This is a genomic window from Actibacterium sp. D185-2 (assembly GCF_054954595.1).
In genome coordinates this window covers 439,871-466,330 of the sequence record NZ_JBPWNX010000002.1, presented here as the reverse complement: position 1 = coordinate 466,330, position 26,460 = coordinate 439,871, and the positions used below count along the sequence as shown (strand labels likewise).

25 protein-coding genes are annotated in these 26,460 nt (G+C 64.8%); 17 read left to right on the top strand and 8 right to left on the bottom strand.

Annotated features, from left to right (window positions below):
* Positions 1-37 precede the first annotated feature (37 nt).
* Entirely contained in the window at positions 38-451 is a 414-nt protein-coding gene (locus tag ACSR1C_RS05805) for a VPLPA-CTERM sorting domain-containing protein (RefSeq protein WP_460258575.1), read from the top strand.
* A 16-nt stretch (positions 452-467) separates the two neighbouring features.
* Here the strand turns inward: ACSR1C_RS05805 and fumC are convergent, their stop codons facing one another.
* Both fumC and ACSR1C_RS05795 read right to left on the bottom strand, forming a co-directional pair.
* On the bottom strand, positions 468-1,862 hold the full coding sequence (fumC, locus tag ACSR1C_RS05800; protein WP_460258392.1) for a class II fumarate hydratase: 1,395 nt from the start codon (positions 1,860-1,862) through the stop codon (positions 468-470).
* A gap of 82 nt (positions 1,863-1,944) precedes the next feature.
* Positions 1,945-2,415: an SspB family protein gene (locus ACSR1C_RS05795; RefSeq protein WP_460258391.1), complete on the bottom strand. Its 471-nt coding sequence runs from the start codon at positions 2,413-2,415 to the stop codon at positions 1,945-1,947.
* Positions 2,416-2,707: 292 nt separating this feature from the next.
* Here ACSR1C_RS05795 and ACSR1C_RS05790 point away from each other — a divergent pair, with 292 nt between their 5' ends.
* From ACSR1C_RS05790 to ACSR1C_RS05770, 5 genes are read left to right on the top strand one after another with little or no spacing between them, the layout of a single operon-like run.
* A complete protein-coding gene (locus ACSR1C_RS05790; protein ID WP_460258574.1) occupies positions 2,708-3,844 on the top strand; it encodes an ABC transporter substrate-binding protein in 1,137 nt (378 codons plus the stop codon).
* Between the two features lie 51 nt (positions 3,845-3,895).
* Complete coding sequence (locus tag ACSR1C_RS05785) at positions 3,896-4,816, top strand: branched-chain amino acid ABC transporter permease (RefSeq protein WP_460258390.1); 921 nt, start codon at positions 3,896-3,898, stop codon at positions 4,814-4,816.
* On the top strand, positions 4,813-5,796 hold the full coding sequence (locus tag ACSR1C_RS05780) for a branched-chain amino acid ABC transporter permease (protein ID WP_460258389.1): 984 nt from the start codon (positions 4,813-4,815) through the stop codon (positions 5,794-5,796). Before ACSR1C_RS05785 ends, ACSR1C_RS05780 begins: the two co-directional genes overlap by 4 nt.
* Complete coding sequence (locus ACSR1C_RS05775) at positions 5,789-6,538, top strand: ABC transporter ATP-binding protein (RefSeq protein WP_460258388.1); 750 nt, start codon at positions 5,789-5,791, stop codon at positions 6,536-6,538. Before ACSR1C_RS05780 ends, ACSR1C_RS05775 begins: the two co-directional genes overlap by 8 nt.
* Complete coding sequence (locus tag ACSR1C_RS05770) at positions 6,535-7,221, top strand: ABC transporter ATP-binding protein (RefSeq protein WP_460258387.1); 687 nt, start codon at positions 6,535-6,537, stop codon at positions 7,219-7,221. Before ACSR1C_RS05775 ends, ACSR1C_RS05770 begins: the two co-directional genes overlap by 4 nt.
* On the opposite strand, the gene ACSR1C_RS05765 is transcribed toward ACSR1C_RS05770, so the two are convergent.
* From ACSR1C_RS05765 to ACSR1C_RS05755, 3 genes are read right to left on the bottom strand one after another with little or no spacing between them, the layout of a single operon-like run.
* Positions 7,218-8,177 carry a glucokinase gene (locus ACSR1C_RS05765; RefSeq protein WP_460258386.1) on the bottom strand — a complete coding sequence of 320 codons (960 nt, stop codon included), beginning with the start codon at positions 8,175-8,177 and terminating at the stop codon, positions 7,218-7,220. The two genes, ACSR1C_RS05770 and ACSR1C_RS05765, sit on opposite strands and share 4 nt — an antisense overlap.
* 20 nt (positions 8,178-8,197) lie before the next feature.
* The gene (locus ACSR1C_RS05760; protein WP_460258385.1) at positions 8,198-9,520 is read right to left on the bottom strand and encodes a GH1 family beta-glucosidase; all 1,323 of its coding nucleotides are present in this window, start codon (positions 9,518-9,520) and stop codon (positions 8,198-8,200) included.
* Complete coding sequence (locus ACSR1C_RS05755; protein ID WP_460258384.1) at positions 9,517-10,560, bottom strand: substrate-binding domain-containing protein; 1,044 nt, start codon at positions 10,558-10,560, stop codon at positions 9,517-9,519. The genes ACSR1C_RS05760 and ACSR1C_RS05755 overlap by 4 nt, the downstream gene beginning before the upstream one ends.
* Before the next feature lie 246 nt (positions 10,561-10,806).
* Here ACSR1C_RS05755 and ACSR1C_RS05750 point away from each other — a divergent pair, with 246 nt between their 5' ends.
* The 5 genes from ACSR1C_RS05750 to ACSR1C_RS05730 all read left to right on the top strand — a co-directional run bounded on the left by ACSR1C_RS05750 (position 10,807) and on the right by ACSR1C_RS05730 (position 17,103).
* Positions 10,807-12,162, top strand: coding sequence for an ABC transporter substrate-binding protein (locus ACSR1C_RS05750; RefSeq protein WP_460258383.1), 1,356 nt, complete (start codon positions 10,807-10,809; stop codon positions 12,160-12,162).
* Positions 12,163-12,225: 63 nt separating this feature from the next.
* Positions 12,226-13,206 carry a carbohydrate ABC transporter permease gene (locus tag ACSR1C_RS05745; RefSeq protein WP_460258382.1) on the top strand — a complete coding sequence of 327 codons (981 nt, stop codon included), beginning with the start codon at positions 12,226-12,228 and terminating at the stop codon, positions 13,204-13,206.
* A complete protein-coding gene (locus ACSR1C_RS05740) occupies positions 13,206-14,360 on the top strand; it encodes a carbohydrate ABC transporter permease (protein WP_460258381.1) in 1,155 nt (384 codons plus the stop codon). The genes ACSR1C_RS05745 and ACSR1C_RS05740 overlap by 1 nt, the downstream gene beginning before the upstream one ends.
* 16 nt (positions 14,361-14,376) lie before the next feature.
* Complete coding sequence (locus tag ACSR1C_RS05735) at positions 14,377-16,008, top strand: alpha-amylase family glycosyl hydrolase (RefSeq protein ID WP_460258380.1); 1,632 nt, start codon at positions 14,377-14,379, stop codon at positions 16,006-16,008.
* A gap of 9 nt (positions 16,009-16,017) precedes the next feature.
* Entirely contained in the window at positions 16,018-17,103 is a 1,086-nt protein-coding gene (locus ACSR1C_RS05730) for an ABC transporter ATP-binding protein (protein ID WP_460258379.1), read from the top strand.
* A gap of 70 nt (positions 17,104-17,173) precedes the next feature.
* On the opposite strand, the gene ACSR1C_RS05725 is transcribed toward ACSR1C_RS05730, so the two are convergent.
* A complete protein-coding gene (locus ACSR1C_RS05725; RefSeq protein WP_460258378.1) occupies positions 17,174-17,722 on the bottom strand; it encodes a YcbK family protein in 549 nt (182 codons plus the stop codon).
* Between ACSR1C_RS05725 and ACSR1C_RS05720 the strand changes: the two genes are divergently transcribed.
* The 5 genes from ACSR1C_RS05720 to ACSR1C_RS05700 all read left to right on the top strand — a co-directional run bounded on the left by ACSR1C_RS05720 (position 17,715) and on the right by ACSR1C_RS05700 (position 22,341).
* A complete protein-coding gene (locus ACSR1C_RS05720; protein ID WP_462596917.1) occupies positions 17,715-18,059 on the top strand; it encodes a hypothetical protein in 345 nt (114 codons plus the stop codon). The two genes, ACSR1C_RS05725 and ACSR1C_RS05720, sit on opposite strands and share 8 nt — an antisense overlap.
* Positions 18,059-19,669: a L,D-transpeptidase family protein gene (locus ACSR1C_RS05715; protein ID WP_460258376.1), complete on the top strand. Its 1,611-nt coding sequence runs from the start codon at positions 18,059-18,061 to the stop codon at positions 19,667-19,669. The genes ACSR1C_RS05720 and ACSR1C_RS05715 overlap by 1 nt, the downstream gene beginning before the upstream one ends.
* A 75-nt stretch (positions 19,670-19,744) precedes the next feature.
* A complete protein-coding gene (gene lpxD / locus ACSR1C_RS05710; protein ID WP_460258375.1) occupies positions 19,745-20,836 on the top strand; it encodes a UDP-3-O-(3-hydroxymyristoyl)glucosamine N-acyltransferase in 1,092 nt (363 codons plus the stop codon).
* A 33-nt stretch (positions 20,837-20,869) separates the two neighbouring features.
* Complete coding sequence (locus ACSR1C_RS05705; RefSeq protein ID WP_460258374.1) at positions 20,870-21,136, top strand: acyl carrier protein; 267 nt, start codon at positions 20,870-20,872, stop codon at positions 21,134-21,136.
* Positions 21,133-22,341: a beta-ketoacyl-[acyl-carrier-protein] synthase family protein gene (locus tag ACSR1C_RS05700; RefSeq protein WP_460258373.1), complete on the top strand. Its 1,209-nt coding sequence runs from the start codon at positions 21,133-21,135 to the stop codon at positions 22,339-22,341. The genes ACSR1C_RS05705 and ACSR1C_RS05700 overlap by 4 nt, the downstream gene beginning before the upstream one ends.
* Positions 22,342-22,415: 74 nt before the next feature.
* Here the strand turns inward: ACSR1C_RS05700 and ACSR1C_RS05695 are convergent, their stop codons facing one another.
* Entirely contained in the window at positions 22,416-23,063 is a 648-nt protein-coding gene (locus ACSR1C_RS05695; protein ID WP_460258372.1) for an invasion associated locus B family protein, read from the bottom strand.
* A gap of 429 nt (positions 23,064-23,492) precedes the next feature.
* Here ACSR1C_RS05695 and ACSR1C_RS05690 point away from each other — a divergent pair, with 429 nt between their 5' ends.
* Complete coding sequence (locus ACSR1C_RS05690) at positions 23,493-25,031, top strand: helicase HerA-like domain-containing protein (RefSeq protein ID WP_460258371.1); 1,539 nt, start codon at positions 23,493-23,495, stop codon at positions 25,029-25,031.
* Between the two features lie 73 nt (positions 25,032-25,104).
* Here ACSR1C_RS05690 and ACSR1C_RS05685 read toward each other — a convergent pair whose 3' ends face one another.
* Positions 25,105-26,409, bottom strand: a complete 1,305-nt coding sequence (locus tag ACSR1C_RS05685) for an HlyC/CorC family transporter (RefSeq protein ID WP_460258370.1) — start codon at positions 26,407-26,409, stop codon at positions 25,105-25,107.
* Positions 26,410-26,460: the final 51 nt, after the last annotated feature.

Here is a 26,460-nt window from a genome sequence, read left to right as displayed (position 1 = left end):
ATGGGAGAGGTGAAGTAAATTTTTCTTGAATACGTATATGGAGTGCAAAGGCATGAAAGTGGCAAGAACACTGGCTGTTTGTTGCGGACTGGCGCTTGTTCCCGCTGCGGCTTCAGCGACGACGTCTTTCTACAGCCCGACCGGTGGCGGCGCACCGGGGCATACGGATTTTTGGGGCGCGCCCGGCCCGTCCCCGCAATTTCCGACTGGCCCGGGGTTTGGCGGGTATCAGCCGGGGTCCGGCCCGCACGGCGGTCCCTTCACGCCGGGGCCGATTGGCGGTCCGTATGCCGGCGGCCCCGGGGGGTGCTTTGGCAGCCCGTTCGGCTGCGCGCCGAAGCCCGACTGCGACGATACCGCCAGCCCGGTTCCGCTTCCGGCGGGAATGCCGCTGGTCCTGTCGGGGCTTGGCGCACTGGCCTTGTTCCGGCGCAAGCGCCGCAAGGCCTGATCCGCGCCCTGATCTGTCAGTCCTTGGGACCGACCATCTGCTCGGGACGCACCACGCGGTCGAAGGTTTCGCCATCCACAAAGCCAAGGGCGATCGCCTCCTGCTTCAGGGTGGTGCCGTTCTTGTGCGCGGTCTTGGCGACCTTGGTCGCGTTGTCATAGCCGATTTCGGGGGCCAGCGCGGTCACCAGCATCAGGCTTTCGCGCATCAGCTTTTCGATCCGCACCTCGTCGGCCTTTAGCCCGACCACCAGATTGTCGGTGAATGCCGAGGCGCTGTCGCCCAGAAGTTGCATGGATTGCAGCACGTTATAGGCCATCATCGGCTTATAGACGTTCAGTTCGAAATGCCCCTGTGATCCGGCAAAGCCGACGGCGGCGTCATTGCCCATGACATGGGCGCAGACCTGGGTCAGTGCTTCGCACTGGGTCGGGTTCACCTTGCCCGGCATGATCGACGAGCCGGGCTCGTTTTCCGGCAGGATCAGTTCGCCCAGACCGCAGCGCGGACCCGAGCCCAGAAACCGGATGTCGTTGGCGATCTTGAACAGCGACGCGGCCACGGTCTTCAGCGCGCCCGAGATTTCCACCATCGCGTCATGCGCGGCCAGGGCTTCGAACTTGTTGGGCGCGGTCACGAAGGGCAGGCCGGTGATTTCGGCCATATTGGCGGCCACGGTCACGTCCCAGCCCTTGGTGGTATTCAGTCCGGTGCCGACGGCGGTGCCGCCCTGGGCCAGCTCATAAATATGGTCCAGCGCGGTCTTCACCCGCTTGATGCCCATGGCGACCTGATGGGTATAGCCGGAAAATTCCTGGCTCAGGGTCAGGGGGGTGGCGTCCTGGGTGTGGGTGCGGCCGATCTTGATGATGCCGTCGAATTCCACGACCTTGGCCTGAAGGGCGGCGTGCAGCTTTTCCAGCCCCGGCAGCAGCACGTCGCGCGCGGTGGTCGCGGTGGCGATATGCATGGCGGTGGGGAAGGTATCGTTGGACGACTGGCCCATGTTGCAGTGATCATTGGGATGTACCGGGTCTTTCGACCCGATCACGCCGCCCAGAATCTCGATCGCGCGGTTGGCGATCACCTCGTTGGCGTTCATGTTCGACTGGGTGCCGGACCCGGTCTGCCACACGACCAGCGGAAAGTTGTCGTCGAACTTGCCCGCCACCACCTCGGATGCGGCCTGAATGATCGCGTCGGCCTTGGCCGGGCCCAGCTTGCCCGACGCCTTGTTGGCCATGGCGCAGGCCTGCTTGATCACCCCCAGCGCGCGCACGATGGCGATCGGCTGACGTTCCCAGCCGATCGGGAAATTCAGGATCGAGCGCTGCGTCTGCGCGCCCCAATACTTGTCGGCGGGAACTTCGAGAGGGCCGAAGCTGTCGGTTTCGGTGCGGGTCTGGGTCATGATGTGCTCCTCCGGCATGCGGTTGTATGCCGTTTACCGCCGCCGCGCGCCCAAGACAATCGGTCTGTTGCGGGCGTTAGCGCTATTTCCGGAAACTGTCGAGGCTGACCACCTCGGCGTTCTGCGGGCTGTTCTCGTCCTCGTCCTCTTCGGTGGGGGCGTGCTCTGCCAGATCGTCGTCCTCATCCTCGTCGTCGCTTTCCTGGGTTTCGAACCGCAGGCCGAATTCGACCGAGGGATCGACGAAGGTGCGGATCGCGTCGAACGGAATGTAAAGCGGCTCGGGGCTGTCGCCGAAATTCAGCGTGATCGAGAACCCGTCCTCGCCGACCTCCAGATTGTCGAACCAGTGCTGGACAACCACGGTCATCTCGTTGGGATAGCGGTCGCGCAGCCAGTCGGCCAGCGCGCTGTCGGGATGGGTGGTGTCGAAGGTGATGAAAAAGTGATGCTGGCCCGGCAATCCATTCTCGGCCACGTCCGTCAGAACACGGCGGATCAGCCCGCGCATGGCGCTATGCATCAGATTTCCGTATTCGATCCGGCGCGACATGGATATCCCCAAGCGAGTTTCCCGGCCAGCATAGGGGATTCGGGATTTTATAAAAGGGGAGGGCGCGGGGAATTTTCGGCGGGCCCGAACGCGGCGATCCGCGCGGCCGGACACGCGCCGGGGCGCCGTCAGACGCGCAATTGCACCGGGGGTGACATGGGGTGCGATCTTGCCGGGCGTCTTGCGTTTTTCCCACGCCCGCGGGACACAAGCTTTTGACCCCGCTTGCTGAATAGTCGACAAAGGACGGCAACGGATACCGAACCGACGACAGGAGAGAGAGATGAACAACATGAAGACGCTTCTGACCGGGATCGCGGCCTCGGCCCTGGTTCTGGCCGGTGCCGCGCAGGCCGAGCCGGTGAAGGTGGGGATGATCACGACCCTGTCGGGCGGCGGTGCCAGCCTGGGGATCGACACCCGCGACGGGTTCATGCTGGCCGTCAAAATGGCCGCCAACCCGGATCTGGAGGTGATCGTCAAGGATGATCAGCGCAAGCCCGATGTGGCGGTGCAACTGGCCGACAAGATGATCCAGTCCGACAAGGTCGATGTGCTGACCGGGATCGTGTGGTCGAACCTGGCGATGGCGGTGGTGCCGTCCGCTGTGGCGCAGGGCAAGTTCTATCTGTCGACCAACGCCGCCCCCTCGCAACTGGCTGGCAAGGGCTGCAACGCCAGGTATTTCAGCGTAGCCTATCAGAACGACAACCTGCACGAGGCTGCCGGCGCCTATGCCACCGAGGCGGGCCTGCAGAAGGTCTTCATCCTTGCGCCAAACTATCCGGCGGGCAAGGACAGCCTGGCGGGCTTCAAACGCTTTTACGGCGGTGAGGTCGCGGGCGAGCTGTATACCCAACTGGGTCAGACCGATTACGCCGGTGAAATCGCGCAAATCCGTGCTTCGGGTGCGGATGGCGTGTTCTTCTTCCTGCCCGGCGGCATGGGGATTTCCTTCCTCAAGCAATATGCCGCCAGCGGCGTGGAACTGCCGGTGGTGGGCCCAGCTTTTTCCTTCGACCAGGGCATCCTGCAGGCCGTGGGCGACGCGGCGCTGGGGGTAAAGAACACCTCGCAATGGTCGAAAGACATCGACAACGCCGCGAACAAGACCTTCGTCGCGGGCTTTGTGGCCGAATATGGCCGCCTGCCGTCGCTGTATGCCGCACAGGGCTATGATACCGCCAACCTGCTGCTGTCGGCGATGGCCAAGGCGGATGTCAGCGACGCGGACGCCTTTCGCGCGGCGTTGAACGCGGCCGATTTCGCCTCGGTCCGGGGCGCGTTCAGCTTTGGCCCGAACCAGCACCCGATTCAGGACATCTATGTACGCGAGGTGATCAAGGAGGGTGACGTCTATACCAACAAGATCACCGGCACCGCGATGAAGCGCCGTGGCAACGCCTATGAGGGCGACTGCAAGATGTAATCCGACCGGGCCGGGGACAGCCCCGGCCCGATCCTGCGCCGGACGGTTTTCATGTCGATGCTGCTGCTGATCGAGCAGGTCCTGAACGGCCTGCAATACGGGGTGATGCTGTTTTTGATGGCCGCCGGGCTGACGCTTGTATTCGGGGTGATGGGGCTGATCAACCTGGCGCATGGGTCGCTTTACATGGTCGGCGCCTTTGCCTGCGCTGCCGTGGCGGGCTGGTCCGGCTCGTTCTGGCTGGGGCTGGCGGCCAGTCTTGCCGCCGCCGCGGCCGCCGGCGCGCTGGTCGAACTGACGGTGATCCGCCGCCTGTATGCGCGCGATCACCTGGATCAGGTGCTGGCCACCTTCGCGCTGATCCTGGTGTTTTCCGAAGGCACGCGCTGGGTCTTCGGGTCGTTCCCGCTTTATCTGTCAGTGCCGCCGATCCTGTCGGGCGCGGTCACGCTGCCGGGCGGGATCGCGTATCCGGCCTATCGGCTGGCCATCATCGGTGCGGGGTTTGCGGTGGCGGGACTGCTGTTCGCGCTGATCGGCAAGACGCGGCTGGGCGTGCGCATCCGCGCGGGCGAGGCGGACCGCGAAATGATCGCAGCACTTGGCGTCGATATCGACCGGCTTTACACGGCGGTCTTTGCCCTTGGCGCGGCGCTGGCGGGGCTGGCGGGCGCGCTGGTCGGAACGATCCAGTCGGTGCAGGTCGGGATGGGCGAGCCCGTGCTGATCCTGGCCTTCGTGGTGATCGTGATCGGCGGGATCGGGTCGATCAAGGGGGCGCTGCTGGGCGCGCTTCTGGTGGGCATGACCGATACGCTGGGCAAGTTCCTGCTGCCCATTGCCTTTGCCCAGATCATGGATCCGGCGGCGGCGCGCGGGGCCGGGGCGGCGCTGGCCTCGATGCTGATCTACATCCTGATGGCGGGGATTCTGGTGGTGCGGCCGCGCGGCCTGTACGGGGTAAGGGCATGACCCGCGCGCAGGCCATCAATCTGGCGCTTCTGGGGGTGCTGGTGGCGGTGCCGCTTTGGGCACTGGCCGCCGATCAGCCCTTTGTCATCACGCTGGCCACCAAGGTCGCGATCTTCGCGCTGGCCGGGGTCGGGCTGAATCTGGCGCTGGGGTTCGGCGGCATGGTGTCGTTCGGCCATGCGGCGTTTTTCGGCATCGGCGGCTATGCGGCGGGGATTCTGGCCAGCCACGCCGCGAATTACGCGCCGATCCTGACCGCGCCCATCGTGATCGAGGGCACCACCCAGATGCTTGTGATCTGGCCGGTGGCGATCGTGGCGGCGGGGCTGGTGGCGCTGGCGATCGGCGCGCTGAGCCTGCGGACATCGGGCGTGTTCTTCATCATGATCACGCTCGCCTTCGCGCAGATGCTGTATTACTTCGCCATTTCCTGGCCCGCTTATGGCGGCGAGGATGGTCTTTCCTTCTATGTGCGCAACAGCTTTCCGGGGCTGAACACGCTGGTGCCGATCCAGTTTTTCTGGATCTGTCTGGGCGTGCTGCTGGCGGCCATTGGCGGGCAGGCGGTGCTGATCCGCTCGCGCTTTGGCCTGGCGTTGCAGGGGGCGCGGCAGAATCCGGGGCGGCTGGCCAGCCTTGGCATCCGGCCGTTCGCGGTGCAGCTGACGGCCTTTGTCATCTCGGGGATGATCACCGGGCTGGCAGGCGCGCTGTATGCCGATCTGAACCGGTTCGTCAGCCCGGCGATGCTGACATGGCACATGTCGGGGCAGATCATGGTTTTCGTCATTCTGGGCGGGGTCGGGCGGTACCTTGGCCCCGTGGCCGGGGCGGGGCTGTTCATCTTGCTGGAGCATACCTTGGGCGGGATCAGCGACTATTGGCAGGTCTTTCTGGGTCTGCTGCTGCTGGCGGTGGTACTGTTCGCGCCCGGCGGGTTGATCGGCATCGCCATGCGGCGGGGGGCGCGCGATGGATGAACCGATCCTGACCCTGTCGGGCCTGTGCAAGACCTTCGGCGCGCTGACCGCCACCGATGATGTGTCGCTTGACTTGCGGCCGGGCGAAATCCACGCGCTGATCGGGCCGAACGGCGCGGGCAAATCCACCCTGATCAAGCAGATCGCGGGCGAGCTGCGGCCAGATGCGGGCACGATCCGGTTTGAAGGTCAGGCAATCGACGATCTGGATGCCGCCGCGCGGGCGCGGCTGGGGCTGGCGCGCAGCTTTCAGGTGTCGTCGGTCCTGCCCGATTTCACGGTGCTACAGAATGTGGTTCTGGCGGTGCAGGGGGCCAGCGGGCGCAGTTTCAGGTTTTTCCGCCCCGTGCTGCGCGACCCGGCGCTGGTGGACCCCGCGCAATTTCACATCGCGCAGGCCGGGCTGGCGGGGCGCGCCGATGTCCCCGCCGCCGAACTGGCCCATGGCGAGCGGCGCAAGCTGGAAATCGCCATGGCGCTGGCCCTGCGCCCGCGCGTCTTTCTGCTGGACGAGCCGATGGCCGGCATGGGCCCCGAGGGCGCGCGCCATCTGACCCATATCCTGCACGATCTGCGTGAAACCGCGCCGATCCTGCTGGTCGAGCATGACATGGACGCGGTGTTCGCGCTGGCCGACCGGATCTCGGTGCTGGTCTATGGCCGGATCATCGCCACCGGAACCGTGCCCGAAATCCGCGCCAACGCAGAGGTTCAGCGCGCCTATCTGGGGGATCCGGCATGACCCTGTTGCAGCTGGAAAACATCACCGCCTTTTATGGCCCGGTGCAGGCGCTTCAGGGGGTCAGCCTGCGGGTGGGCGCGGGCGAGGTGGTGGCGCTGATGGGCCGCAACGGCATGGGCAAGACCACGACGATCCGCACCATCCTGCGGATGCTGCCGCACCGCGCCGGGCGGATCACCTTCGCGGGGCAGGATCTGGCCGGGTTGGCCCCGCATCGCGCAGCGCGGCTGGGCCTGGGGCTGGTGCCCGAGGGGCGGCGCTGTTTCGCGCCGCTGACGGTGGCCGAAAACCTGACCGCCGCCGCCCGGCCGGGGCCATGGGACATGGCGCGCGTCACCGATCTGTTCCCGCGTCTGGCCGAGCGGCGCAGCCAGCCCGCGCGCACCCTGTCGGGCGGCGAACAGCAGATGCTGGCGATCGGCCGGGCGCTGATGACCAACCCGCGGCTGCTGATCCTTGACGAAGCGACCGAGGGGCTGGCCCCGGTGGTGCGTCAGGAAATCTGGGCCGCGATCCGCAGGCTCAAGGCCGATGGCATGGCGATCCTGCTGGTCGACAAGTCCCTGGCCGAGCTGCTGGGGGTGGCCGACCGCGCCGTCATTCTGGAACGCGGCGGCGATGTCTGGACCGGCCCGGCGACGCGGCTGGATGACGGAATCGCGCGGCGCTATCTGGGGGTCTAGGCGGGGCTCAGATGCGCGGCACAGCCGGTCAGCGCGGCATAATCGTCCTCGATCAGCGAAATCGCGAAGCCCTGCATCATTTCGGTAAAGCGGCCCTTGCCGTGAAACGCCTCGGCAAAGCCCATCGCGTTCAGATGGGGGGCCACCGCGCGGGCCACGCCGCCGCACAGATACATCCCGCCGAAGGGCAGGAAGGTCAGCGCCAGATTGCCGGTCACGATGCCAAGATAGCGGGCGAAGATGCGCGCGGTCTCGGTCGCGGCGGGGTCGCCGTCGGCCACCATCGCCATCACCTCGGCGCCGCCGGCCTGACGCGGGCTGCCGGCCCGGGTCGTGACCCACGCATAGATATGCGCCAGTCCGCGGCCCGACAGCACATCCTCGACCGCCGCGAAATCGTCGGCGCCGCGCACGAACCGCGCCAGCGCCAGATCGTCGTCATCCGCGGCCGGCAGGGCGACATGGCCGGCCTCGGCCGCCGTCACCAGGCTGCCCGATGGGCAGGGATAGACCGCTGCGGCGTTAAAACCGGTGCCGACGCCCACCACCAGCCGCGCGGCGCCGTTGCCTTCGGGCGTGCCGGGCAACAGCGGGCTGAGCGCACCGGGGGCCAGATGATCCAGCGCCTGGCCCTGCGCCTGAAGATCGTTCAGGATCGCCACCCGCCCGGTGCCGGTGGCCCGGGCCAGGGTTTCGTTGTCGATTTGCCAGTTGAGATTGGTCAGCCGCCCGACGCCGCCGCGCACCGGCCCGGCCACGGCCACGCAGGCCCCCGCCAGCGGCGCGCCGTCGCGCCCGGCCAGATACTGGCGCAGCACGGTTTCCAGATCGGGATATTCGGCGTTGCGGAACCGGTGGATCGTGTCGGTCAGCAGTTCTGGTCCAAGGGCCAGCGCCACGCGGGTGTTGGTTCCGCCGATATCGGCGACAAGGGCCGGCGCATGGGGCTGGATCATCGGCTTCTCCGCAGACGGGTTCAGCGGGCCAGTGCCCGCGCCATGGCGTGATAGGACGCTTTCGGGGTGCGCTGCAAGCTGTCGAAGTCCACATGGATCAGCCCGAACCGCTTGTCATAGCCCAACGCCCATTCGTAATTGTCCAGCAACGACCATGCGAAATAGCCCTGCACCGGCACGCCACCCGCGATCGCGCGCCGGACCTGTGCCAGATGCGCATCCAGATAGGCGATGCGCGCCGGGTCCGCCACCGCGCCGCCCGCCACATGATCGTCCGCGGCCATGCCGTTTTCGGTTACATAAAGCGGCAGGCCCCGGGTGAATTCGCGATCCACCCAGGTCAGGAAATGGTGCAGCCCTTCCGGGTACACCTCCCACCCCATGGCGGTTTTGGGCAGCGGGCCCTCAACCTCTGAATGGCCGGGCCAGGGGCCATCCACGGGCGCGATCAGCTTGCGGGTATAGTAGTTCAGCCCCAGCCAGTCGAGCGGCTGACCGATCAGGTCGAAATCCTGCTGCCAGCCTTTGGGCATATGCGGCGCGAAACCTTGCATCACTTCATCGGGGTAGGCCCCCCTGAACATCCCCGACAGGAAGAAGCGGTTGTAATAGGCGTCATACAGCCGCGCGGCGGCGGCGGATTCGGGGCTGTCATCGGCGGGGGCGGCATATTCGAAATTGCACACGGCCCCCAGGTTTTGCACCCCGGCGGCGCGCATCGCCTGGATGGCCACGCCATGGCCGACCAGCACGTGATGCATCGCATGGGCGGTGGCGCGGATGTCGCGCAGCCCCGGCGCGTGGTGGCCCAGGAAATGCGACAGCCAGCCGACGCACCATGGCTCGTTGATCGGCGCGGCGGACCACAGCCGGTCGCCGATCCGGCGCATCAGAACCTGTGCGAACTCACCGAAGGCCAGCGCCGTATCGCGATTGCGCCAGCCGCCCTTGTCGGCCAGCGCCACCGGCAGTTCCCAGTGATACAGCGTGGCGGCGGGTTTCAGACCGCGCTCCAGCATCGCATCGACCAGCCGGTCGTAGAAATCGAGCCCGTCGGGGTTCGGCGTGCCGGTGCCCTCGGGCAGCACCCGTGCCCAGGAGGTGGAAAACCGGTAGACGTCGAAATTGCCGTCGCGCAGCAGATCCAGATCCTGCGGATAGCGGTGGTAATGGTCGCAGGCCACCGCGCCGTTTTCGGCCCGGACCACATTGCCCGGTGTGGCGGCAAACGTGTCCCAATGGGTCATGCCCGCACCGCCAAAGCTGTGCCCCTCGATCTGATAGCTCGATGTCGCGGCGCCGAACAGGAACCCTTCGGGGAAATCGGAACGGGTGAAATTCATGGCTGCACCTTCGCGGGGACGGGGCCGGTCGAGCGGCCAAGGGTCAGGTCGGCCTCCAGCAGCCGGGTCAGCGGCACGGCCTGGGGCGTCTCGATCAGCGACAGCAGCATTTCGGCGGTCAGGCCGCCGGCTGCGCGCACGGAAGAGCGGGTCGCGGTGAACATCGGCACATCCACCCCGTCGGAATTGCGGAAATAGCTCAGATCGTCGTCATGGGTGACGACCGACACATCGCGGCCCATCTTCAGCCCGCGTTCCTCGATCGCGCGGCGCACCCCCATGGCTGAAATGATCGACGAGACGACAAAGGCGGTGGGCGGATCACCTTGCGCCAGCATGGCGCGGGCGGCGTGATGGCCGTTGGTTTCGGTCATCTCGGCCGAGGTCATCAGCGCCGGGTCGGGGGCAAGTCCGCGTTTGGCCAGGGCGCGGCCATAGCCGTCGCGCCGGCGCAGCGCGAAATCCATATGCTCCAGCCCGTTGATCAGGGCGATGCGGCGATGGCCCAGATCCAGCAAGAACCCGGTGGCCCGCGAAAACGCGCGGCGGTTGTTGATGTCGAGCCAGGAATAAGGCCCGTCCTCGCCCGAGGCACGGCCATGCACCACGAAGGGCAGGCCGATATCGCGCAACAGGGCGATGCGCGGATCGTTCACCTGCGGCGCGTGCACGATGATACCGTCCACATTGCGTTTCGATGCGATCTGGCGATAGGTCCGCGCCTCGTCGGCGTCGTTGACCACGGTCAGGTGCATCTCATAGCCGGCGCGGGCATAGCATTCGCCGGCACCCGCGATGAAATCGGCGAAGACCGGGTTCACCATCTCGTGTTTGGTGGAAATCGGGATCACATGACCGATCGCCATGGCCCGGCCCGTGGCCAGGCTGCGGGCGCGCATGTTGGGGCGGTAGTCATAGGCCAGCGCGGCGGCCTCGACCCGTTTGCGCGTGGCTTCACTTACCTCGGGATAGCCGTTCAGCGCCCGGCTGACCGTGGTCTGGGACAGGCCCAGCGTTTCCGCCAATTGCTTGAGGTTCATGCGCGGTCTGCTTCCAAAGCGCTTTCAAATCCTGTTGAGGTTAGCGCCATCCTGCGCCCGCGTCAAAAGGAAGATTGCGGCGCGGCATTTTCTGCACCTGCGAAATATATGAAATAAATTGCGAATCCATGGTGCGCGAGTTGACAGCTCTGACTCGATGGGCGACGTTCCCAGCACTCAAAGCGCTTTGAGTGGCGATTCCGGGCGCGGAGGGTTCAGTGCGGAACGCAAGGCGGGAGGATGACCATGAAGACCAGATTATTCGCAGGTGTCGCGGCACTGGCACTGGCGGCGGGGGCCGCATCGGCGCAGGAGCTGAAATTCGCGCCGGGTGCCGATCCCACCTTCAACTGGGCCAGCTACGAAGCGTTCGCCGCCGCCCATGACCTGTCGGGGCGCACCCTGACGATCACCGGCCCGTGGATCGGTGCCGACAAGGATCTGCTGGAAACCGTGCTGGCCTATTTCCGGGCGGCCACCGGGGCCACGGTGAACTATTCCGGCTCGGACAGTTTCGAGCAGGACATCGTGATCGCCGCACAGGCCGGATCCGCGCCGAACATCGCTGTCTTTCCGCAGCCCGGCCTGGCCGCCGACATGGCCCGGCGCGGTTTTCTGACGCCGCTGGATCAGGACACCGCCGCCTGGGTCGGCGAAAACTATGCCGCCGGGCAATCGTGGATCGATCTGGGCACCTATGCCGGCCCGGACGGCGCGGATGCGCTTTATGCGTTTTTCTACAAGGTCGATCTGAAATCGCTGGTCTGGTACATCCCCGAGGCATTTGACGAGGCGGGCTATGCGGTCCCGCAGACCATGGAAGAGTTGCACGCGCTGACCGAACAGATCGTCGCCGATGGCGGCACGCCGTGGTGCATCGGTCTGGGGTCTGGCGCGGCCACCGGCTGGCCCGCCACCGACTGGGTCGAGGATATGATGCTGCGCACCCAGCCGCCCGAAATCTATGATGGCTGGGTCGACAATTCGGTGCCGTTCAATGACCCCGCCGTGATCGGCGCGATCGAGGAATACGGCTGGTTCGCCCGCACCGACGCCTTCGTCGATGGCGGCTCGGCCCTCGTCGTCAATACCGATTTTCGCGAAAGCCCGGCGGGTTTGTTCACCTTCCCGCCGAAATGCTACATGCACAAGGCGGCCAGCTTTATCCCGACCTTCTTTCCCGAAGGTACGCAGGTGGGCGAGGATGTGGATTTCTTCTATTTCCCCGCCTATGCGCAAAAGGATCTGGGCAAGCCGGTGCTGGGTGCGGGCACGCTGTTTGCGATCACCGCCGACAGTCCCGAGGCGCGTCTTTTCATCGACTTCCTGAAAACGCCGATCGCGCATGAGGTCTGGATGGCGCAGTCGGGTTTTCTGACCCCCTACAAGGCGGTCAATACCGAGGCCTACGGTAATGACACGCTGCGCGCGATGGGCGAGATCCTGCTGGGCGCCACCACCTTCCGCTTCGACGGGTCCGACCTGATGCCGGGCGAGATCGGGGCCGATGCGTTCTGGAAGGGCATGGTGGCCTATACCACCGGCGAAAGCGCGCAAGACGTGGCCGACACGATCCAGGCCCGCTGGGACGCGATCAAATAATCAGGCGCACCCCCGCCGCCCAAACGGGCGCGCGGGGGGAGGGCTGCTGTTGGGGGAGGCCGGATGTCACCGCTTGTTCAGGGACTGCTTACCATCGCCATCGGTGTCGGCGGCTGCGTGGGGTATTTTTATGTCTCCAACCTGATCCTCGACCGGGTCATCTTTCCGGCGCGGGGGGCCGATCCGGGCCGCAATATCAACCGGGCCAGCATGGTGCGGCCCTGGCTGTTCCTGTTGCCCGCGATCCTCGCGCTGGGGTTGTATCTGGTTTATCCGGTGGTCGGGTCGTTCCTGCGGTCGCTGATCAACCGCGACGCGAACGCCTTTGTCGGCCTTGGCAATTACCGGGCCCTGGCGGCCGATCCGATCTTCCGGCAAAGCGTGCTGAACAACTTCCTGTGGGTGCTGGTGGTGCCTGCGGCGGCCACCTCCTTCGGGCTGGCGGCGGCACAGCTGACCGATCGGCTGCGCTGGGGCGGAATCGCGAAATCGCTGATCTTCATGCCGATGGCGATTTCCTTCGTCGGGGCTTCGCTGATCTGGAAATTCGTCTATGCCAACAACGCCGATATCGGGTTGATCAACGCGGCCCGCGCGGCGTTCGGCGCGGCCACGCCGATTGACGTTCTGCAAATCCCGTTCTGGAACAACTTCTTCCTGATGGTGATCCTGATCTGGATCCAGACCGGCTTTGCCATGGTGCTGCTGTCGGCGGCTTTGCGCGGCATCCCCGAGGAAACCATCGAGGCTGCGGTGTTGGACGGGGCCGGGCCGTTCCAGATCTTCTTTCGCATCAAGATGCCGCAGATCATCGGCACCGTGACCGTGGTCTGGACCACGATCACCATTCTGGTGCTCAAGGTCTTCGATATCGTCTATTCCACCACCGGCGGCAATTTCGGCACCCAGATCCTGCCGTCCTACATGATGTCCTACATGTTCCGCGACGATGGCCGCGCGACGGCGGTGGCGTTCGTGATCATGGTGATCGTGCTGCCGGTGATGATCTGGAACATCATCCAGTCCCGTAAGGAGATGAACTGATGCAAGGGATCGCCGGGCGCGGATCGGCGCTGACAGTCGTGCTGAACATCACGGTTCTATTGATGGTGGTGATCTGGCTGATCCCCACGGTGGGGCTGCTGGTGTCGTCGTTTCGCGACCGCGACCAGATCACGCGCTCGGGCTGGTGGAAGGCGCCGCTGCCGGTCGAGCAGACGTTCCGCACCCGCGCCGACGCGGCCAGCGAGCAGCAACAGGACGGGCGCTTTGTCCTGAGCGGCAATGTGTTCACCGACGGTGAAAACGACACAGCCTTCGCCGCCGGGCCGGGCACGGTTCTGGCCTTCGGCGAGGCGAGCCGCGCACCGGCGGCCTATCCGGCGGGCAGCATCGCCACGTTGGAGGGGGGTGTGACGATGCAGATCGCCGCCGATGGCCACTATAGCGTCAGCGGGCCCGACAGTTTCGGCACCCGCGGCCCGCGCCTTTATTTCCTGGCCAAGACGCCGCCGCGCTTTACCCTGGAAAATTACCGTACCGTGCTGCACGCCGACAACATGGACCGCGCCTTCATCAACACGCTGACGGTGACGATCCCGTCCACGGTGATTCCGATCGTGATCGCTGCCTTTGCCGCCTATGCGCTGGCCTGGATGCAGTTTCCCGGTCGCAGCCTGTTGCTGGCCGCGATTGTCGGGCTGCTGGTGGTGCCGCTGCAACTGGCGCTGGTGCCGCTGCTGCGGCTGCATCAGCAGGTCGGCATCGGCCAAAGCTTCGTTGGGATCTGGCTGGCCCATACCGGGTTCGGTCTGCCGCTGGCGATCTATCTGTTGCGCAACTACATGGTCGGGCTGCCGCGCGACATCATCGAATCCGCCAAGGTCGACGGCGCCACCGATTTTCAGGTCTTCGTGCGGATCGTGCTGCCGCTGTCGTTCCCGGCGCTGGCCAGTTTCGCGATCTTTCAGTTCCTGTGGACGTGGAACGACCTGCTGGTGGCCAAGGTGTTCCTGCCCTCAAGCGACGAGGCCAAGGTGATGACCGTCAAGATCGCCGACGATCTGCTGGGGTCGCGCGGGGGCGACTGGGGCATTCTGGCGGCGGCGGCCTTCGTGTCGATCGCGGTGCCGCTGGCGGTGTTTTTTACCATGCAGCGCTATCTGGTGCGCGGCCTGCTGGCCGGCTCTGTGAAATAAGGAAACCAAGGTGGGTATGCAGATGACATCGGCACAGAACAAGGATTGGTGGCGCGGCGCGGTGATCTATCAGATCTATCCGCGCAGCTTTCAGGACAGCAATGGCGACGGGATCGGCGATCTGCGGGGGATCGTGACGCGGCTGCCCTATATCGCGTCGCTGGGGGTGGATGCGATCTGGATCTCGCCTTTCTTCACCTCGCCGATGAAGGATTTCGGCTATGACGTGTCGGATTACTGTGATGTCGATCCGATGTTCGGCAGTCTGGCCGATTTCGACGCGGTGGTGGATAACGCGCACCGGCTGGGCCTGAAGGTGATGATTGACCTGGTGCTGTCGCATACCTCGGACCAGCACCCGTGGTTCGCGGACAGCCGCGCCAGCCGCAGCGGCGACAAGGCCGACTGGTATGTCTGGGCCGATCCCAAACCCGACGGCAGCCCGCCCAACAACTGGCTGTCGATCTTCGGTGGTTCGGCCTGGCAATGGGATGCGGGGCGGCTGCAATATTACCTGCACAACTTTCTGGTCTCGCAGCCCGATCTGAACTTTCACACCCCCGCCGTGCAGCAGGCGCTGCTGGATGTGGCCCGGTTCTGGCTGGAACGCGGGGTGGACGGGTTCCGGCTGGACACGATCAATTTCTATTTTTGCGACAAGGAGTTGCGCGACAACCCCGCACTGCCGCCCGAGGCGCGCAATGCCACCATCGCGCCCGCCGTGAACCCCTATAACTGGCAAGAGCATCTCTACGACAAGAATCGCCCGGAAAACCTTGCGTTTCTGCGCAGGTTGCGCGCCGTGATGACCCCGTACAACGCCGCCGCGGTGGGCGAGGTAGGCGATGCGCAGCGCGGGCTGGCGATCATGGGCGAATATACTGCCGGCGATGATCTGATGCAGATGTGCTATGCGTTCGAGCTGCTGTCGGGCGCGCAGCCGACGGCGGCCTCGGTCAAAGAGGTGATGGATACTGTGGCGCGCGTGGCCGCCGATGGCTGGGCCTGCTGGGCCTATTCCAACCACGACGTGGTGCGCCATATCAGCCGCTGGGATCTGACCCCGCAGGCGGCGCGGCTGTTCGCGACGCTGATGATGTGCCTGCGCGGATCGGCCTGTCTCTATCAGGGCGAAGAGCTGGGCCTGCCCGAGGCCGAGGTGGCGTTCGAGGATTTGCAGGATCCGTATGGCATAGAGTTCTGGCCCGAGTTCAAGGGCCGCGATGGCTGTCGCACGCCGATGGTCTGGGTCGATGACACCCTGAATGGCGGCTTTACCGACGGGGCGCCCTGGCTGCCGGTCGCGCGCGCGCATCTGCCGCTGGCGGTCGCCGTGCAGGAACAGGCGCCCGAGGCCGTGTTGCATCACTATCGCCGTGCGATCGCGTTCCGTCATGCCCACAAGGTGCTGGCCACGGGCGCGCAGGACGCGATGCGCGCCGAGGGCGATGTGCTGCGCTTTGTGCGCAGGGGCGCAGGCGCGGAAATGTTCTGTGCCTTCAACCTGTCGGACCAGCCCGCCACGGTGCAACTGCCTGCCGGCGACTGGCGCCCGGTGGGGGCCGAACTGAACAGCGCGCAGGCCGGCGCGGATGGTGTGGCGCATCTGGGCCCGTGGCAGCCCTGCCTGGCGCTGAAGGCGGAGTGAGGGAGGAACATGGCCGATCTGAAACTGACCGATGTGTCGAAATCCTATGGCAAGGTCGAGGTCCTGAAAGACATCGATCTGGACATCGACACCGGCGAGCTGATCGTGTTTGTCGGCCCCTCGGGCTGTGGCAAGTCCACGCTGCTGCGGATGATCGCGGGGCTGGAAAAGATCACCGGCGGCACGCTGGAAATCGATGGCGTGCGGATGAACGACGTGCCGCCCAGCCAGCGCGGGATCGCGATGGTGTTCCAGTCCTACGCGCTGTACCCGCATATGACGGTGCGCGACAACATGGCCTTCGCGCTGAAGATCGCGCATAAAAGCCGGGCCGAGATCGACGCCGCCGTGACCAAGGCCGCGAAGATATTGCAGCTTGAACCCTATCTGGACCGCCTGCCCAAGGCGCTGTCGGGCGGGCAGCGCCAGCGGGTGGCGATCGGCCGGGCCATCGTGCGCGACCCCAAGGTCTATCTGTTTGACGAGCCGCTCTCCAATCTCGACGCCGCGCTGCGGGTTGCCACGCGGATCGAGATCGCCCAGCTGAAAGAGGCGATGCCGCAAAGCACGATGATCTATGTGACCCACGATCAGGTCGAGGCGATGACCCTGGCCAGCCGCATCGTGGTGCTGGCCGACAAGGGGATCGCGCAGGTCGGCACGCCGCTTGATTTGTATGAGCGACCGGAGAATGAGTTCGTGGCCCAGTTCATCGGCAGCCCGTCGATGAACCTGCTGCCCGGCACGGTTATCGAGACCGGCGCGCAAACCGTCGTTGATCTGGCGGGCGAGGGCAGGGCGGTTTCCGACGTGCCCACCGGCCCCGCCGATCAGGGCCGCAAGGTCAATGTCGGCGTTCGCCCCGAGGATTTGCGCCTGACCGACGGCGATCCGCTGCTTGATGGCACGGTGAATATCGTCGAGGCGCTTGGCGAGGTGACGCTGCTGTATTTCGAGGCCGAGCATGGCCGCGATCCGGTGATCGCCAAGCTGCCCGGCGTCCACCACGACCGGCGCGGGCGGCGTGTGGCGCTGACTGCCGATCCGGCCAAGGTGCATCTGTTCGCGGATGGCAAATCATTGCTGTATCGCTAGGGGCCAACGCAAAAGGCCCCGCTGAAACGGGGCCTTTGCAGGAATGGGTCCAGCGCGGACCGCTGCGGGCCTAGCTGCCCCAGTTGCGGATCTGGCCGCAATCCATGTGAACAAAGTTCGAGCGCGAATATTTGCCCACACCGCCGGCATTGCATGACGACGCGGCCTTGAACATCTGATTGACCGAGCGCGATTTCAACCGCAGATCGTTGGCCTGGCCCTTCATGTGCAGCGACTTCTTGGCCACCCCACTTGAACGCGAGCGCAGCATCGCATTTGTCTGCGGCGTGCGATAGCCCGACAGCAGCATATAGGGTTCGTCCGTATCCATCAGGCGATGGGCGGCGGCCGCGATGTCGACAGTCCGCAGGTCCATGCTGGTCACCGCGTCCTGACGCCAGTCGCGCATGAAATAGTTGATCTCTTTCGCGGCTTCCTTGATGTATTCGCCCTCGATCCAGTAGATCGTGTCAAGGCTTTCGCCGGTTCGCCCCGAATACATCGAGATGCGGCGGATGTCGCCCGCGCCCCGCAAAAGGCCGAAGGCGTTGGAATAGGTGGGGGCCGCCACGACCGTGGTTGCAGCGAATGCCCCAAGAAGACCACGCCGTGTGATCATGGAAGAAGTTGTCATGATATTCTGTGCCTGCCCCGTCGCTGCCCTGCCGCGATTCCGCGACTTGTTTGCAATGTCATCCCCAGATGCACAGAATTTATGTCATGTTTCGAATCTTGGGCCAAGTGCCTCTATGGCAGGCAAATACCTTTTCAAGGGGAATAGGCAGAAATTTGCCCAAATCCGCGCGATGTGGCGTATTTTCCGGGTGATCCTGCCCCGGTGCAACACCGGTTCGGCCAAATTGCAATTTGGCACGATTGTGAGTGGACACTCTGCCGCTTCGCCTGAAAACTTGGCAAAACCCACCAGTAAACGCGCGAATGTGAGGAAATATTGATGGATTTTACGGCAACCAGGCCCGCTTTCATGCGCTTTGTCGCCGCTTTGGTATTGGTAACGGGCCTTGTGACGGCCCTGGCCCCGCAGGCGCGGGCGCAGGTGACGGCCTTCAAGCAGGCGGTGGCGGAAACCGCCGCGAAGGACAGCGCCCTGGCCGAATTCTACAAGGCGCGCGGTTACGAGCCGATCTGGACCTCAAGAAACGACGCGACGCGGCGGCGTGAACTTCTCAAGGCGCTTAGCCAGGCGGCCGATCACGGGCTGCCGGTCGGACGCTATGACGTCGAGACGCTGACCGCGCTGTTCCGGTCGGCCCAGTCGCCGCGGGATCGCGGTCGGGTCGAGGTCGAGGCAAGCCGGATGTTTCTGGCCTATGCCCAGGATGTGCAGTCGGGCGTGCTGAACCCCAACCGGGTCGATGACGGGATCAAGCGTCAGGCGCCGCGCCGCGACCGGCTGGCGCAGCTTGTGGCGTTTTCCAAAAGCTCGCCGCGCGCCTATCTGAAGGCGCTGCCGCCGAAAACCCCCGAATACGCCCGCCTGATGACTGAAAAACTGCGTCTTGAACAATTGCTGGGCCGCGGTGGTTGGGGCGCGACGGTCGGCGCCAAGGCGCTGAAACCCGGCGAAAGCGGGGCGCAGGTCGTGGCGCTGCGCAATCGGATGGTGGCGATGGGCTATATGAACCGCTCGGCCTCGCAAAGCTATGACGCGGGGCTGCAAAAGGCGGTGCAGGCATTCCAGATCGACCATGGCCTGTCGCCCGACGGGGTGGCCGGCGCGGGCACCCTGGCCGAGATCAACCAGCTGCCCGAGCTGCGCCTGCAACAGGTGATCGTGGCGATGGAGCGCGAACGCTGGCTGGGCCCGGACCGGGGCAAGCGCCATGTGCTGGTCAATATCACCGATTTCCACGCCAGGATCATCGAGAATGGCAAAGAAACGTTCCGGACCCGCTCGGTCGTCGGCAAGAATACCCATGACCGGCGCACGCCCGAGTTTTCGGATGTCATGGAACACATGATCATCAACCCGACCTGGAACGTGCCCCGCTCGATCGCGACCAAGGAATACCTGCCGATGCTCAAGAAGAACCCCAATGCTGCAAGCCATCTGCGGCTGGTGGATTCGCGCGGCCGCACGGTCAGTCGGGGGGCGGTGGATTTCAGCCAGTATACCGCGCGCACCTTTCCTTTCGACATGAAGCAGCCGCCGTCCGACGGAAATGCGCTGGGGCTGGTGAAGTTCATGTTCCCGAACCCCTATAACATCTATCTGCACGACACCCCGCAAAAGGCGCTGTTCGCGCGCGAAAGCCGGGCGTTTTCGCACGGCTGCATCCGGCTGAACGATCCGTTCGATTTCGCCTATGCGCTGCTGGCCAAGCAGGAAAGCGACCCGGTGGGTTATTTCCACGCGATCCTGAATACCGGGCGCGAAACCCTGGTCAAGCTGGAGCAGCCGGTGCCGGTGCATATCATCTACCGCACCGCAGTGACCGTGCCCAAGGGGCGTACCCAGTATCGCCGCGACATCTATGGCCGCGATGCCACGATTTTCGCGGCGCTGAGCAAGGCCGGGGTGGCGCTCCGGGCGGTTCGGGGCTAAATCTTCTTCCCAGAAAGGGCAGCCCCGCGGTTTTGCTCAACCGCGGGATGAACAGAGCTGCCGGGAAGAGGGTGCATGGCCTATACGATTCAACAGATTGCCACCGCGCTTGGGGCTACGGCGGTCGGCGCGGTCGATCTTTCGATCGATCATGTGGCCGAACCGGCGGATGCGGATGCGACCGCGCTGGCGCTGGCGATGGCCCCGAAATATGCCGACGGTCTGGCCGCGGGGGGCGCGCGCGCCGCGGTGCTGTGGGACGGGGCCGACTGGCAGGCGCTGGGGCTGGAGGCCGCGATTTTCGTGCCGCGCCCGCGTTATGCGATGGCCGGCATCACCCGGCTGCTGGACCCCGGCCCCGAAATTGCCCCCGGCATCCATCCCAGCGCGGTGATCGACGCGTCGGCACAGATTGGCGCGGGGGCGGCGATCGGTCCCTTCGTGGTGATTGGTGCGCGGGCCCGGATCGGGGCGCGCGCCCGGATCGCGGCCCATGCCAGTATCGCCGAAGACGCCTGTATCGGCGATGACGCCCTGCTGTGCCCGGGCGTGCGGATCGGCGCGCGGGTGGTGATCGGCGATCGGTTCATCGCCCAGCCCGGTGCGGTAATCGGGGCAGATGGCCTGTCCTTCGTCACGCCCGAGAAATCGACGGTCGAGAATGTGCGCGAAACAATGGGCCAGGCGGCCGAGGTCGCGCGGCAAAGCTGGGCGCGGATCCATTCGCTTGGCTCTGTTCACATCGGCGACGACGTCGAGATCGGCGCCAATTCCGCCATCGACAGGGGCACGATCCGCGATACCCGCGTGGGTGCGGGCTGCAAGATCGATAATCTGGTGCATCTGGCCCATAACGTGGTGGTCGGCGAGGATTGCCTGTTCGCGGCCCAGGTCGGCATTGCCGGGTCAACCACCGTGGGCAACCGGGTGGTGCTGGGCGGGCAGGTCGGCGTGGCCGATAACATCTCGCTTGGCGACGATGTGGTGGCCGGCGGCGGCAGCAAGATCCTGTCGACCGTGCCATCGGGGCGCGCGGTGCTGGGCTATCCGGCCGTGAAGATGGAAACCCATGTCGAAATCTACAAAGCGCAGCGCCGGTTGCCGCGTCTGGCGGCGCAGATGGCCGAGTTGCAAAAAGCAGTTTCAAAGCTGATTCAGAACGACTAGATCAGCGCACACCGCAGAGCACGGAGACGAACCATGCCGGAAAATGTCAAGGACACGGTCCTGCAGATCATCGCGGAACAGGCCGTTCTGGATGTGTCCGACGTCACGATGGAAAGCACGCTGGACGATCTGGCGATCGACAGCCTGGGCCTGGTGGAATGCATCTTCGCGATCGAAGAGGCGTTCGACATTCAGGTGCCGTTCAACGCCAATGAGCCCACGGAAAGCGATTTCGATATTTCCTCTGTGGCGGCCATCGTCAAGGCGGTCGAGGGGCTGGTGGCCGACCAGAAAGCATGAAGCGGGTTGTCATTACCGGGCAGGGGACGATCAACGCGCTTGGCCACAGTGCCGCAGAGACGTTTCAGGCCATGGCCGAGGGGCGCTGCGGCATCGGCGATCTGGATATCCGCGATGTCGAGCGTCTGTCGATCCGCATCGGCGGCCAGGTCCACGGCTATCACCCCGAGGAACATTTCAACCGCCAGCAGATCGCGCTGTATGATCGCTTCACCCAGTTCACCCTGCTGGCCGCGAAAGAGGCACTGGCCCAGTCGGGGCTAAGCTTTTCGGGCGATCTGGCGGCGACCTCCGGCGTTGTGCTGGGCACCTCGGGCGGCGGGATGAACACGCTCGATGAAAATTACCGCAGCGTCTACGAAGACGGCAAGAACCGGGTGCATCCGTTCGTTGTGCCTAAGCTGATGAACAATGCCGCGGCCAGCCATGTCTCGATGGAATACAACCTCAAGGGGCCCAGCTTTACCGTCGCCACCGCCTGTGCGTCGTCGAACCACGCAATGGGCCAGGCGTTCAGCCTGATCCGCAGCGGCATGAGCCGGGTGATGGTCACCGGCGGCTCGGAATCGATGCTGTGCTTTGGCGGGGTCAAAGCGTGGGAGGGGCTGCGGGTCATGTCGAAAGACGCCTGTCGTCCGTTCAGCGCCAACCGCAACGGCATGGTGCAGGGCGAGGGCGCGGCGGTCTTCGTGTTCGAGGAATATGAACATGCCAGGGCGCGCGGTGCCGACATGCTGGCCGAGGTGGTGGGCTTCGCCATGACCTCGGACGCGTCCGATATCGTGATGCCCAGCAAACAGGGCGCGGCGCGGGCGATTGCCGGCGCCGTTCGCGACGCCGGGCTGAAGCTGGAGGATGTGGATTACATCAACGCCCATGGCACCGGCACGGCGGCCAATGACAAGACCGAATGCGCCGCCGTGGCGGATGTGTTCGGCGCCCATGCCGACCGGCTGATGATTTCATCCACCAAGTCGATGCACGGCCATCTGATCGGCGGCACCGGCGCGGTCGAATTGCTGGCCTGCATCATGGCGCTGCGCGACGGGATCGTGGCGCCGACCATCGGCTATGAAGAACCCGACCCGGAATGCACGCTGGACGTGGTGCCCAATGTGGCGCGCGAGGCCAGGGTGGAGGTGGCGCTGTCCAACGCTTTCGCCTTTGGCGGGTTGAATGCGGTATTGGCGCTGCGCAAAATCTGACGCCTTGAACAGATGCCGGACATGCAAACGCCGCCCCTTGGGGCGGCGCTTTCGTCTTCATCCGGTGGTTCGGATCACTGCGGGGCGGCGGCCGCCACCAGCGCATCGTAACCGGCGGTGAACCCGCCCAGCGAAACCGTCAACTCGACCAATTGGTCGGGGGCCGCGACCGGCACGATGGTCATCTTGGCCTCTTTGCCGCGCTTGAATTGGGCGATTTCGTCGGGGGTGAAGCCCAGCCGCGCGAAACAGCCGACCTGGCTGCACCAGGCAAAGGGGTATTTCTTGACCTTGCCGCCATCGACCGCCAGGCGCAGGTTCTGGGTCAGCAGGGTTTCCAGCGGCGTGACAACCGTGGCGCCGGCCGCGGCGCCCTTTTCGCCATTCAGGTAGAAAAAGCTGATCTCGGCCACCGAGTTCCCGCTCTGGTCGGCCAGAAGCTGATACAGCTGGCAGGGATCGGACTGGCCTTCCGGCGCGTGGATGCAGCGCATTTCCCAGTCGCCATGTGTCTCTTTGACGTAAGAGGTGCCAACCTTGTCCTCGGTCACGTCCTGGCCCATCGAAAGGGTGGGATCCTGCGCCGGGGTGGCGGGTTCCGTAGTTTCGGTGGTTGCGGCTGCGGGCGCGTCGGCCGGTGCGGCGGTGTCCTGCGCGAAGGCGGGCACGGCGGCCAGACCAAGGGCGGCAACGCAGCTGAGGCTTTTCAGGAATTCACGCATGTCGATCCTTCGTATTGTAAATGCACTCGTTGCAGCGATCTATCATGCGGGCGGACGACTGTCAGGCCGAAAAACGGGGCCTTGCGCGGGGGATCGGCATTTTCATGCTTGCAGGGGGCGCGGCATGAAAAAAGGGCCGCAAGCTGGCCCTTTTCCCTTATTTTATTCTCCCCGTCGGACTGGCCGACTTAGTCATTGGACGGCACGCTACGGACTTTGCCGTGATGCGTCAATACAGAATTTCGGCATCGGTTTCCGGTCGGGAATCGGTTCAAAAAAAAGACCACGCCAAAGGCGCGGCCAGTCGACAGGGAGGAAGTTGCGCCACCGCAGATGCCAGGCATCGGCGGCGACAGAACAACACTGGCACAAACCTGTTAAGATTGTATTTTGACCCGGAAGGGTGGCGGGCCGAAGGAGAGCAGCACAGTGACGGACAGGGTTTTCATCGGCGGTGGCGGCGGCGGATACGGCCAGCCGCAGCATCTGTTATTGGGCTATGCCAACCGCCACGGGCTGATCGCGGGGGCCACCGGTACCGGCAAGACCGTGACGCTGCAAATCCTGGCCGAAGGGTTTTCCGCCGTCGGTGTGCCGGTCTTTTTGTCGGATGTGAAGGGCGATCTGTCGGGCCTGGCGGCAGCCGGATCCGCAAGCGGCAAGTTGCATGGCGCATTCAGCGCGCGGGCGCAGACCATCGGGCTTGATCTGAACTATGCGGCGTTTCCGGCGATCTTTTGGGATCTGTTCGGCGAACAGGGTCATCCGATCCGCACCACCGTATCCGAGATGGGGCCGCTGCTGATCTCGCGCCTTCTGGAACTGTCCGAGGCGCAGGAAGGTGTGCTGAACATCGCTTTCCGGGTGGCGGACGAGCAGGGGCTAGCGCTGCTCGACCTCAAGGATTTGCAGTCCATGCTGGTCTGGCTGGGCCAGAACCGGGCCACGCTGAGCCTGCGTTACGGCAATGTCTCGACCGCGTCGATCGGCGCGATTCAGCGCCGGTTGCTGGTGCTGGAAAATCAGGGCGGCGCGCTGCTGTTCGGGGAACCGGCGCTGGATCTGGCGGATATGATGCAATGTGACGCCAATGGGCGCGGGCGGATCAGCGTCCTGGCGGCCGATCGGCTGATGGGGTCGCCCCGGCTTTATGCCACGTTCCTGTTGTGGCTGCTGTCGGAGTTGTTCGAAACATTGCCCGAGGTGGGCGATCCGGAAAAACCCAAGCTGGTGTTTTTCTTCGACGAGGCGCATCTGCTGTTCGACGACGCGCCCAAGGCGCTGGTGGACAAGGTCGAACAGGTGGCGCGGCTGATCCGGTCCAAGGGGGTGGGCGTCTATTTCTGCACCCAGAATCCGGCAGATATGCCCGAGGATATCCTGAGCCAGCTTGGCAATCGGGTGCAGCACGCGCTGCGCGCCTTTACCGCCAGGGACCGCCAGCAGCTGCGCCTGGCGGCGCAAACCTATCGCGATAATCCGCGCTTTTCGACCGAAGAGGCGATCCGAGAGGTCGGCGTGGGCGAGGCCGTGACCTCCATGCTGGAACGCAAGGGGGTGCCGGGCGTGGTGGAACGGACCCTGATCCGCCCGCCGTCGTCGCAGCTTGGGCCGCTTGATCCGGCGCAGCGCGCGGCGCTGATCGCGGCCTCGCCGGTAGCGGGCAAGTATGACCAGGCCGTGGATCGCCAGTCGGCGCATGAGATCCTGACAGAGCGGGCCGAAAAGGCGGCACAAGCCGCGGAAAAAGCCGAACAGGCCGAGGAAGAGGCCGACGCGGCGACGCGCGAATACAAGGCCGGGCGCCGGTATTCGGGCACCCGCGTCAGCCGCTCGACCTCGCGCGCGCCGCGCAAGCCGGACACGATCACCTCGGCCCTGGGCGAGGCGGTGATCAAGGAGCTGAAAGGCACCACCGGCCGGCGCATCGTGCGCGGCGTGTTCGGCACGCTCTTCAAGGGGCGATAAAAATCTTCCCGAAGATTTTTCCGTTCGAAGAAAATTCGTGAATTTTCTTCTGCGACTCCGGCGGTGAAAGGGGTCAGAGCGGCCGGATTTTCAGCCGGGTGATCCGGTTGTCCTTGCGCGCCATCACCTCGAATCGGAAGCCGTGAAAGCTGAAGACCTGCCCCTCGCTCGGGATCATCTGCGCCTCGTGGATCACCAGCCCGGCCACGGTGTTGGCCTCTTCGTCGGGCAGGGTCCAGTCGGTGGCGCGGTTCAGGTCGCGGATCGTCATCGCGCCGTCGACCATGTAATTGCCGTCTTCGGACCGGCGCACCGGGTGCTCGGCATCCAGGTCAAATTCGTCGGTGATCTCGCCCACGATCTCCTCCAGAATATCTTCCAGCGTGATCAGCCCCTGCAACGCGCCATATTCATCGACCACCAGGGCGAAATGGGTGTGGCGGCGCAGAAACTCGCGCATCTGATCGTCCAGCGTGGTGGTTTCCGGCACGAAATAGGGTTTCATCGCCACGTCCATCACCTTGAACGTCTCGACGGCATCGGCCGCGGCATTGGGGTCGCGCATCAGCGCATACATCGCGCGCAGCAGATCCTTGGCATGGATCACCCCCACGATATTCTCGGGATCGTCGCGATAGACCGGCAGGCGGGTATGCGGGCTTTGCAGGCATTTCGACAACAGCGTGTCGGCGTCCTCGTTGCCGTCCAGCATTTCGATCTTCGAGCGATGCAGCATGATTTCCTCGACCGTGCGGTCGCTCAGATCCAGCGCGCCCAGAATGCGGTCGCGATCTTCTTTTTCAACCACGCCTTCGGAATGGCCCAGTTGCAGGGCGCCGGCGATTTCCTCGCGCACGGCCAGGATATGGCTGTCGGGATCGATCCTGACCCCGAACAGGGCCAGCACACCGCGCACCAAGGCCCGCACCGCCGCGACGATCGGCGAAAACACCACGATGATCAGCCGGATCAGCGGCGAGACCCGGGCCGCGGCCAGTTCGGCATTGGTGATGGCATAGGTCTTGGGCAGCACCTCGGCGAAGATCAGCACCAAAAGTGTCATCACCAGCGTCGCCAGCGCCACGCCGCTGTCGCCAAAGGCGCGGGTGAACAGCGAGGTCGCCAGCGATGCGGCCAGAATGTTGACCATGTTATTGCCTAGCAGGACCGAGCCGATCAGCCGCTCGGTGTCTTCGGTGATGCTCAGCGCGGCGGCGGCCCCTTTCGAACCCTTGTCGGCCTGCGCCCGCAGCTTGCCGCGCGAGGCGGCGGTCAGCGCGGTTTCAGACCCGGAAAAGAAGGCCGACAGCAGCAGCAGCAGCAAGATGGCGGCGCCGGTCAGCCAGAAGGCGGTATCGAGAAGGGGGGCGGTTTCCATGGTGGTCCCTGATCCAAGTTACCCCCGTCTTATGGGGCCCGGCGGCGATGC

Bases quoted from the DNA above. Each gene is read 5' to 3' on its own strand.
- ACSR1C_RS05805 (WP_460258575.1), top strand. From the start codon at position 38: ATGGAGTGCAAAGGCATGAAAGTGGCAAGAACACTGGCTGTTTGTTGC.
- fumC (WP_460258392.1), bottom strand. From the start codon at position 1,862: ATGACCCAGACCCGCACCGAAACCGACAGCTTCGGCCCTCTCGAAGTT.
- ACSR1C_RS05795 (WP_460258391.1), bottom strand. From the start codon at position 2,415: ATGTCGCGCCGGATCGAATACGGAAATCTGATGCATAGCGCCATGCGC.
- ACSR1C_RS05790 (WP_460258574.1), top strand. From the start codon at position 2,708: ATGAAGACGCTTCTGACCGGGATCGCGGCCTCGGCCCTGGTTCTGGCC.
- ACSR1C_RS05785 (WP_460258390.1), top strand. From the start codon at position 3,896: ATGTCGATGCTGCTGCTGATCGAGCAGGTCCTGAACGGCCTGCAATAC.
- ACSR1C_RS05780 (WP_460258389.1), top strand. From the start codon at position 4,813: ATGACCCGCGCGCAGGCCATCAATCTGGCGCTTCTGGGGGTGCTGGTG.
- ACSR1C_RS05775 (WP_460258388.1), top strand. From the start codon at position 5,789: ATGGATGAACCGATCCTGACCCTGTCGGGCCTGTGCAAGACCTTCGGC.
- ACSR1C_RS05770 (WP_460258387.1), top strand. From the start codon at position 6,535: ATGACCCTGTTGCAGCTGGAAAACATCACCGCCTTTTATGGCCCGGTG.
- ACSR1C_RS05765 (WP_460258386.1), bottom strand. From the start codon at position 8,177: ATGATCCAGCCCCATGCGCCGGCCCTTGTCGCCGATATCGGCGGAACC.
- ACSR1C_RS05760 (WP_460258385.1), bottom strand. From the start codon at position 9,520: ATGAATTTCACCCGTTCCGATTTCCCCGAAGGGTTCCTGTTCGGCGCC.
- ACSR1C_RS05755 (WP_460258384.1), bottom strand. From the start codon at position 10,560: ATGAACCTCAAGCAATTGGCGGAAACGCTGGGCCTGTCCCAGACCACG.
- ACSR1C_RS05750 (WP_460258383.1), top strand. From the start codon at position 10,807: ATGAAGACCAGATTATTCGCAGGTGTCGCGGCACTGGCACTGGCGGCG.
- ACSR1C_RS05745 (WP_460258382.1), top strand. From the start codon at position 12,226: ATGTCACCGCTTGTTCAGGGACTGCTTACCATCGCCATCGGTGTCGGC.
- ACSR1C_RS05740 (WP_460258381.1), top strand. From the start codon at position 13,206: ATGCAAGGGATCGCCGGGCGCGGATCGGCGCTGACAGTCGTGCTGAAC.
- ACSR1C_RS05735 (WP_460258380.1), top strand. From the start codon at position 14,377: ATGCAGATGACATCGGCACAGAACAAGGATTGGTGGCGCGGCGCGGTG.
- ACSR1C_RS05730 (WP_460258379.1), top strand. From the start codon at position 16,018: ATGGCCGATCTGAAACTGACCGATGTGTCGAAATCCTATGGCAAGGTC.
- ACSR1C_RS05725 (WP_460258378.1), bottom strand. From the start codon at position 17,722: ATGATCACACGGCGTGGTCTTCTTGGGGCATTCGCTGCAACCACGGTC.
- ACSR1C_RS05715 (WP_460258376.1), top strand. From the start codon at position 18,059: ATGGATTTTACGGCAACCAGGCCCGCTTTCATGCGCTTTGTCGCCGCT.
- lpxD (WP_460258375.1), top strand. From the start codon at position 19,745: ATGGCCTATACGATTCAACAGATTGCCACCGCGCTTGGGGCTACGGCG.
- ACSR1C_RS05705 (WP_460258374.1), top strand. From the start codon at position 20,870: ATGCCGGAAAATGTCAAGGACACGGTCCTGCAGATCATCGCGGAACAG.
- ACSR1C_RS05700 (WP_460258373.1), top strand. From the start codon at position 21,133: ATGAAGCGGGTTGTCATTACCGGGCAGGGGACGATCAACGCGCTTGGC.
- ACSR1C_RS05695 (WP_460258372.1), bottom strand. From the start codon at position 23,063: ATGCGTGAATTCCTGAAAAGCCTCAGCTGCGTTGCCGCCCTTGGTCTG.
- ACSR1C_RS05685 (WP_460258370.1), bottom strand. From the start codon at position 26,409: ATGGAAACCGCCCCCCTTCTCGATACCGCCTTCTGGCTGACCGGCGCC.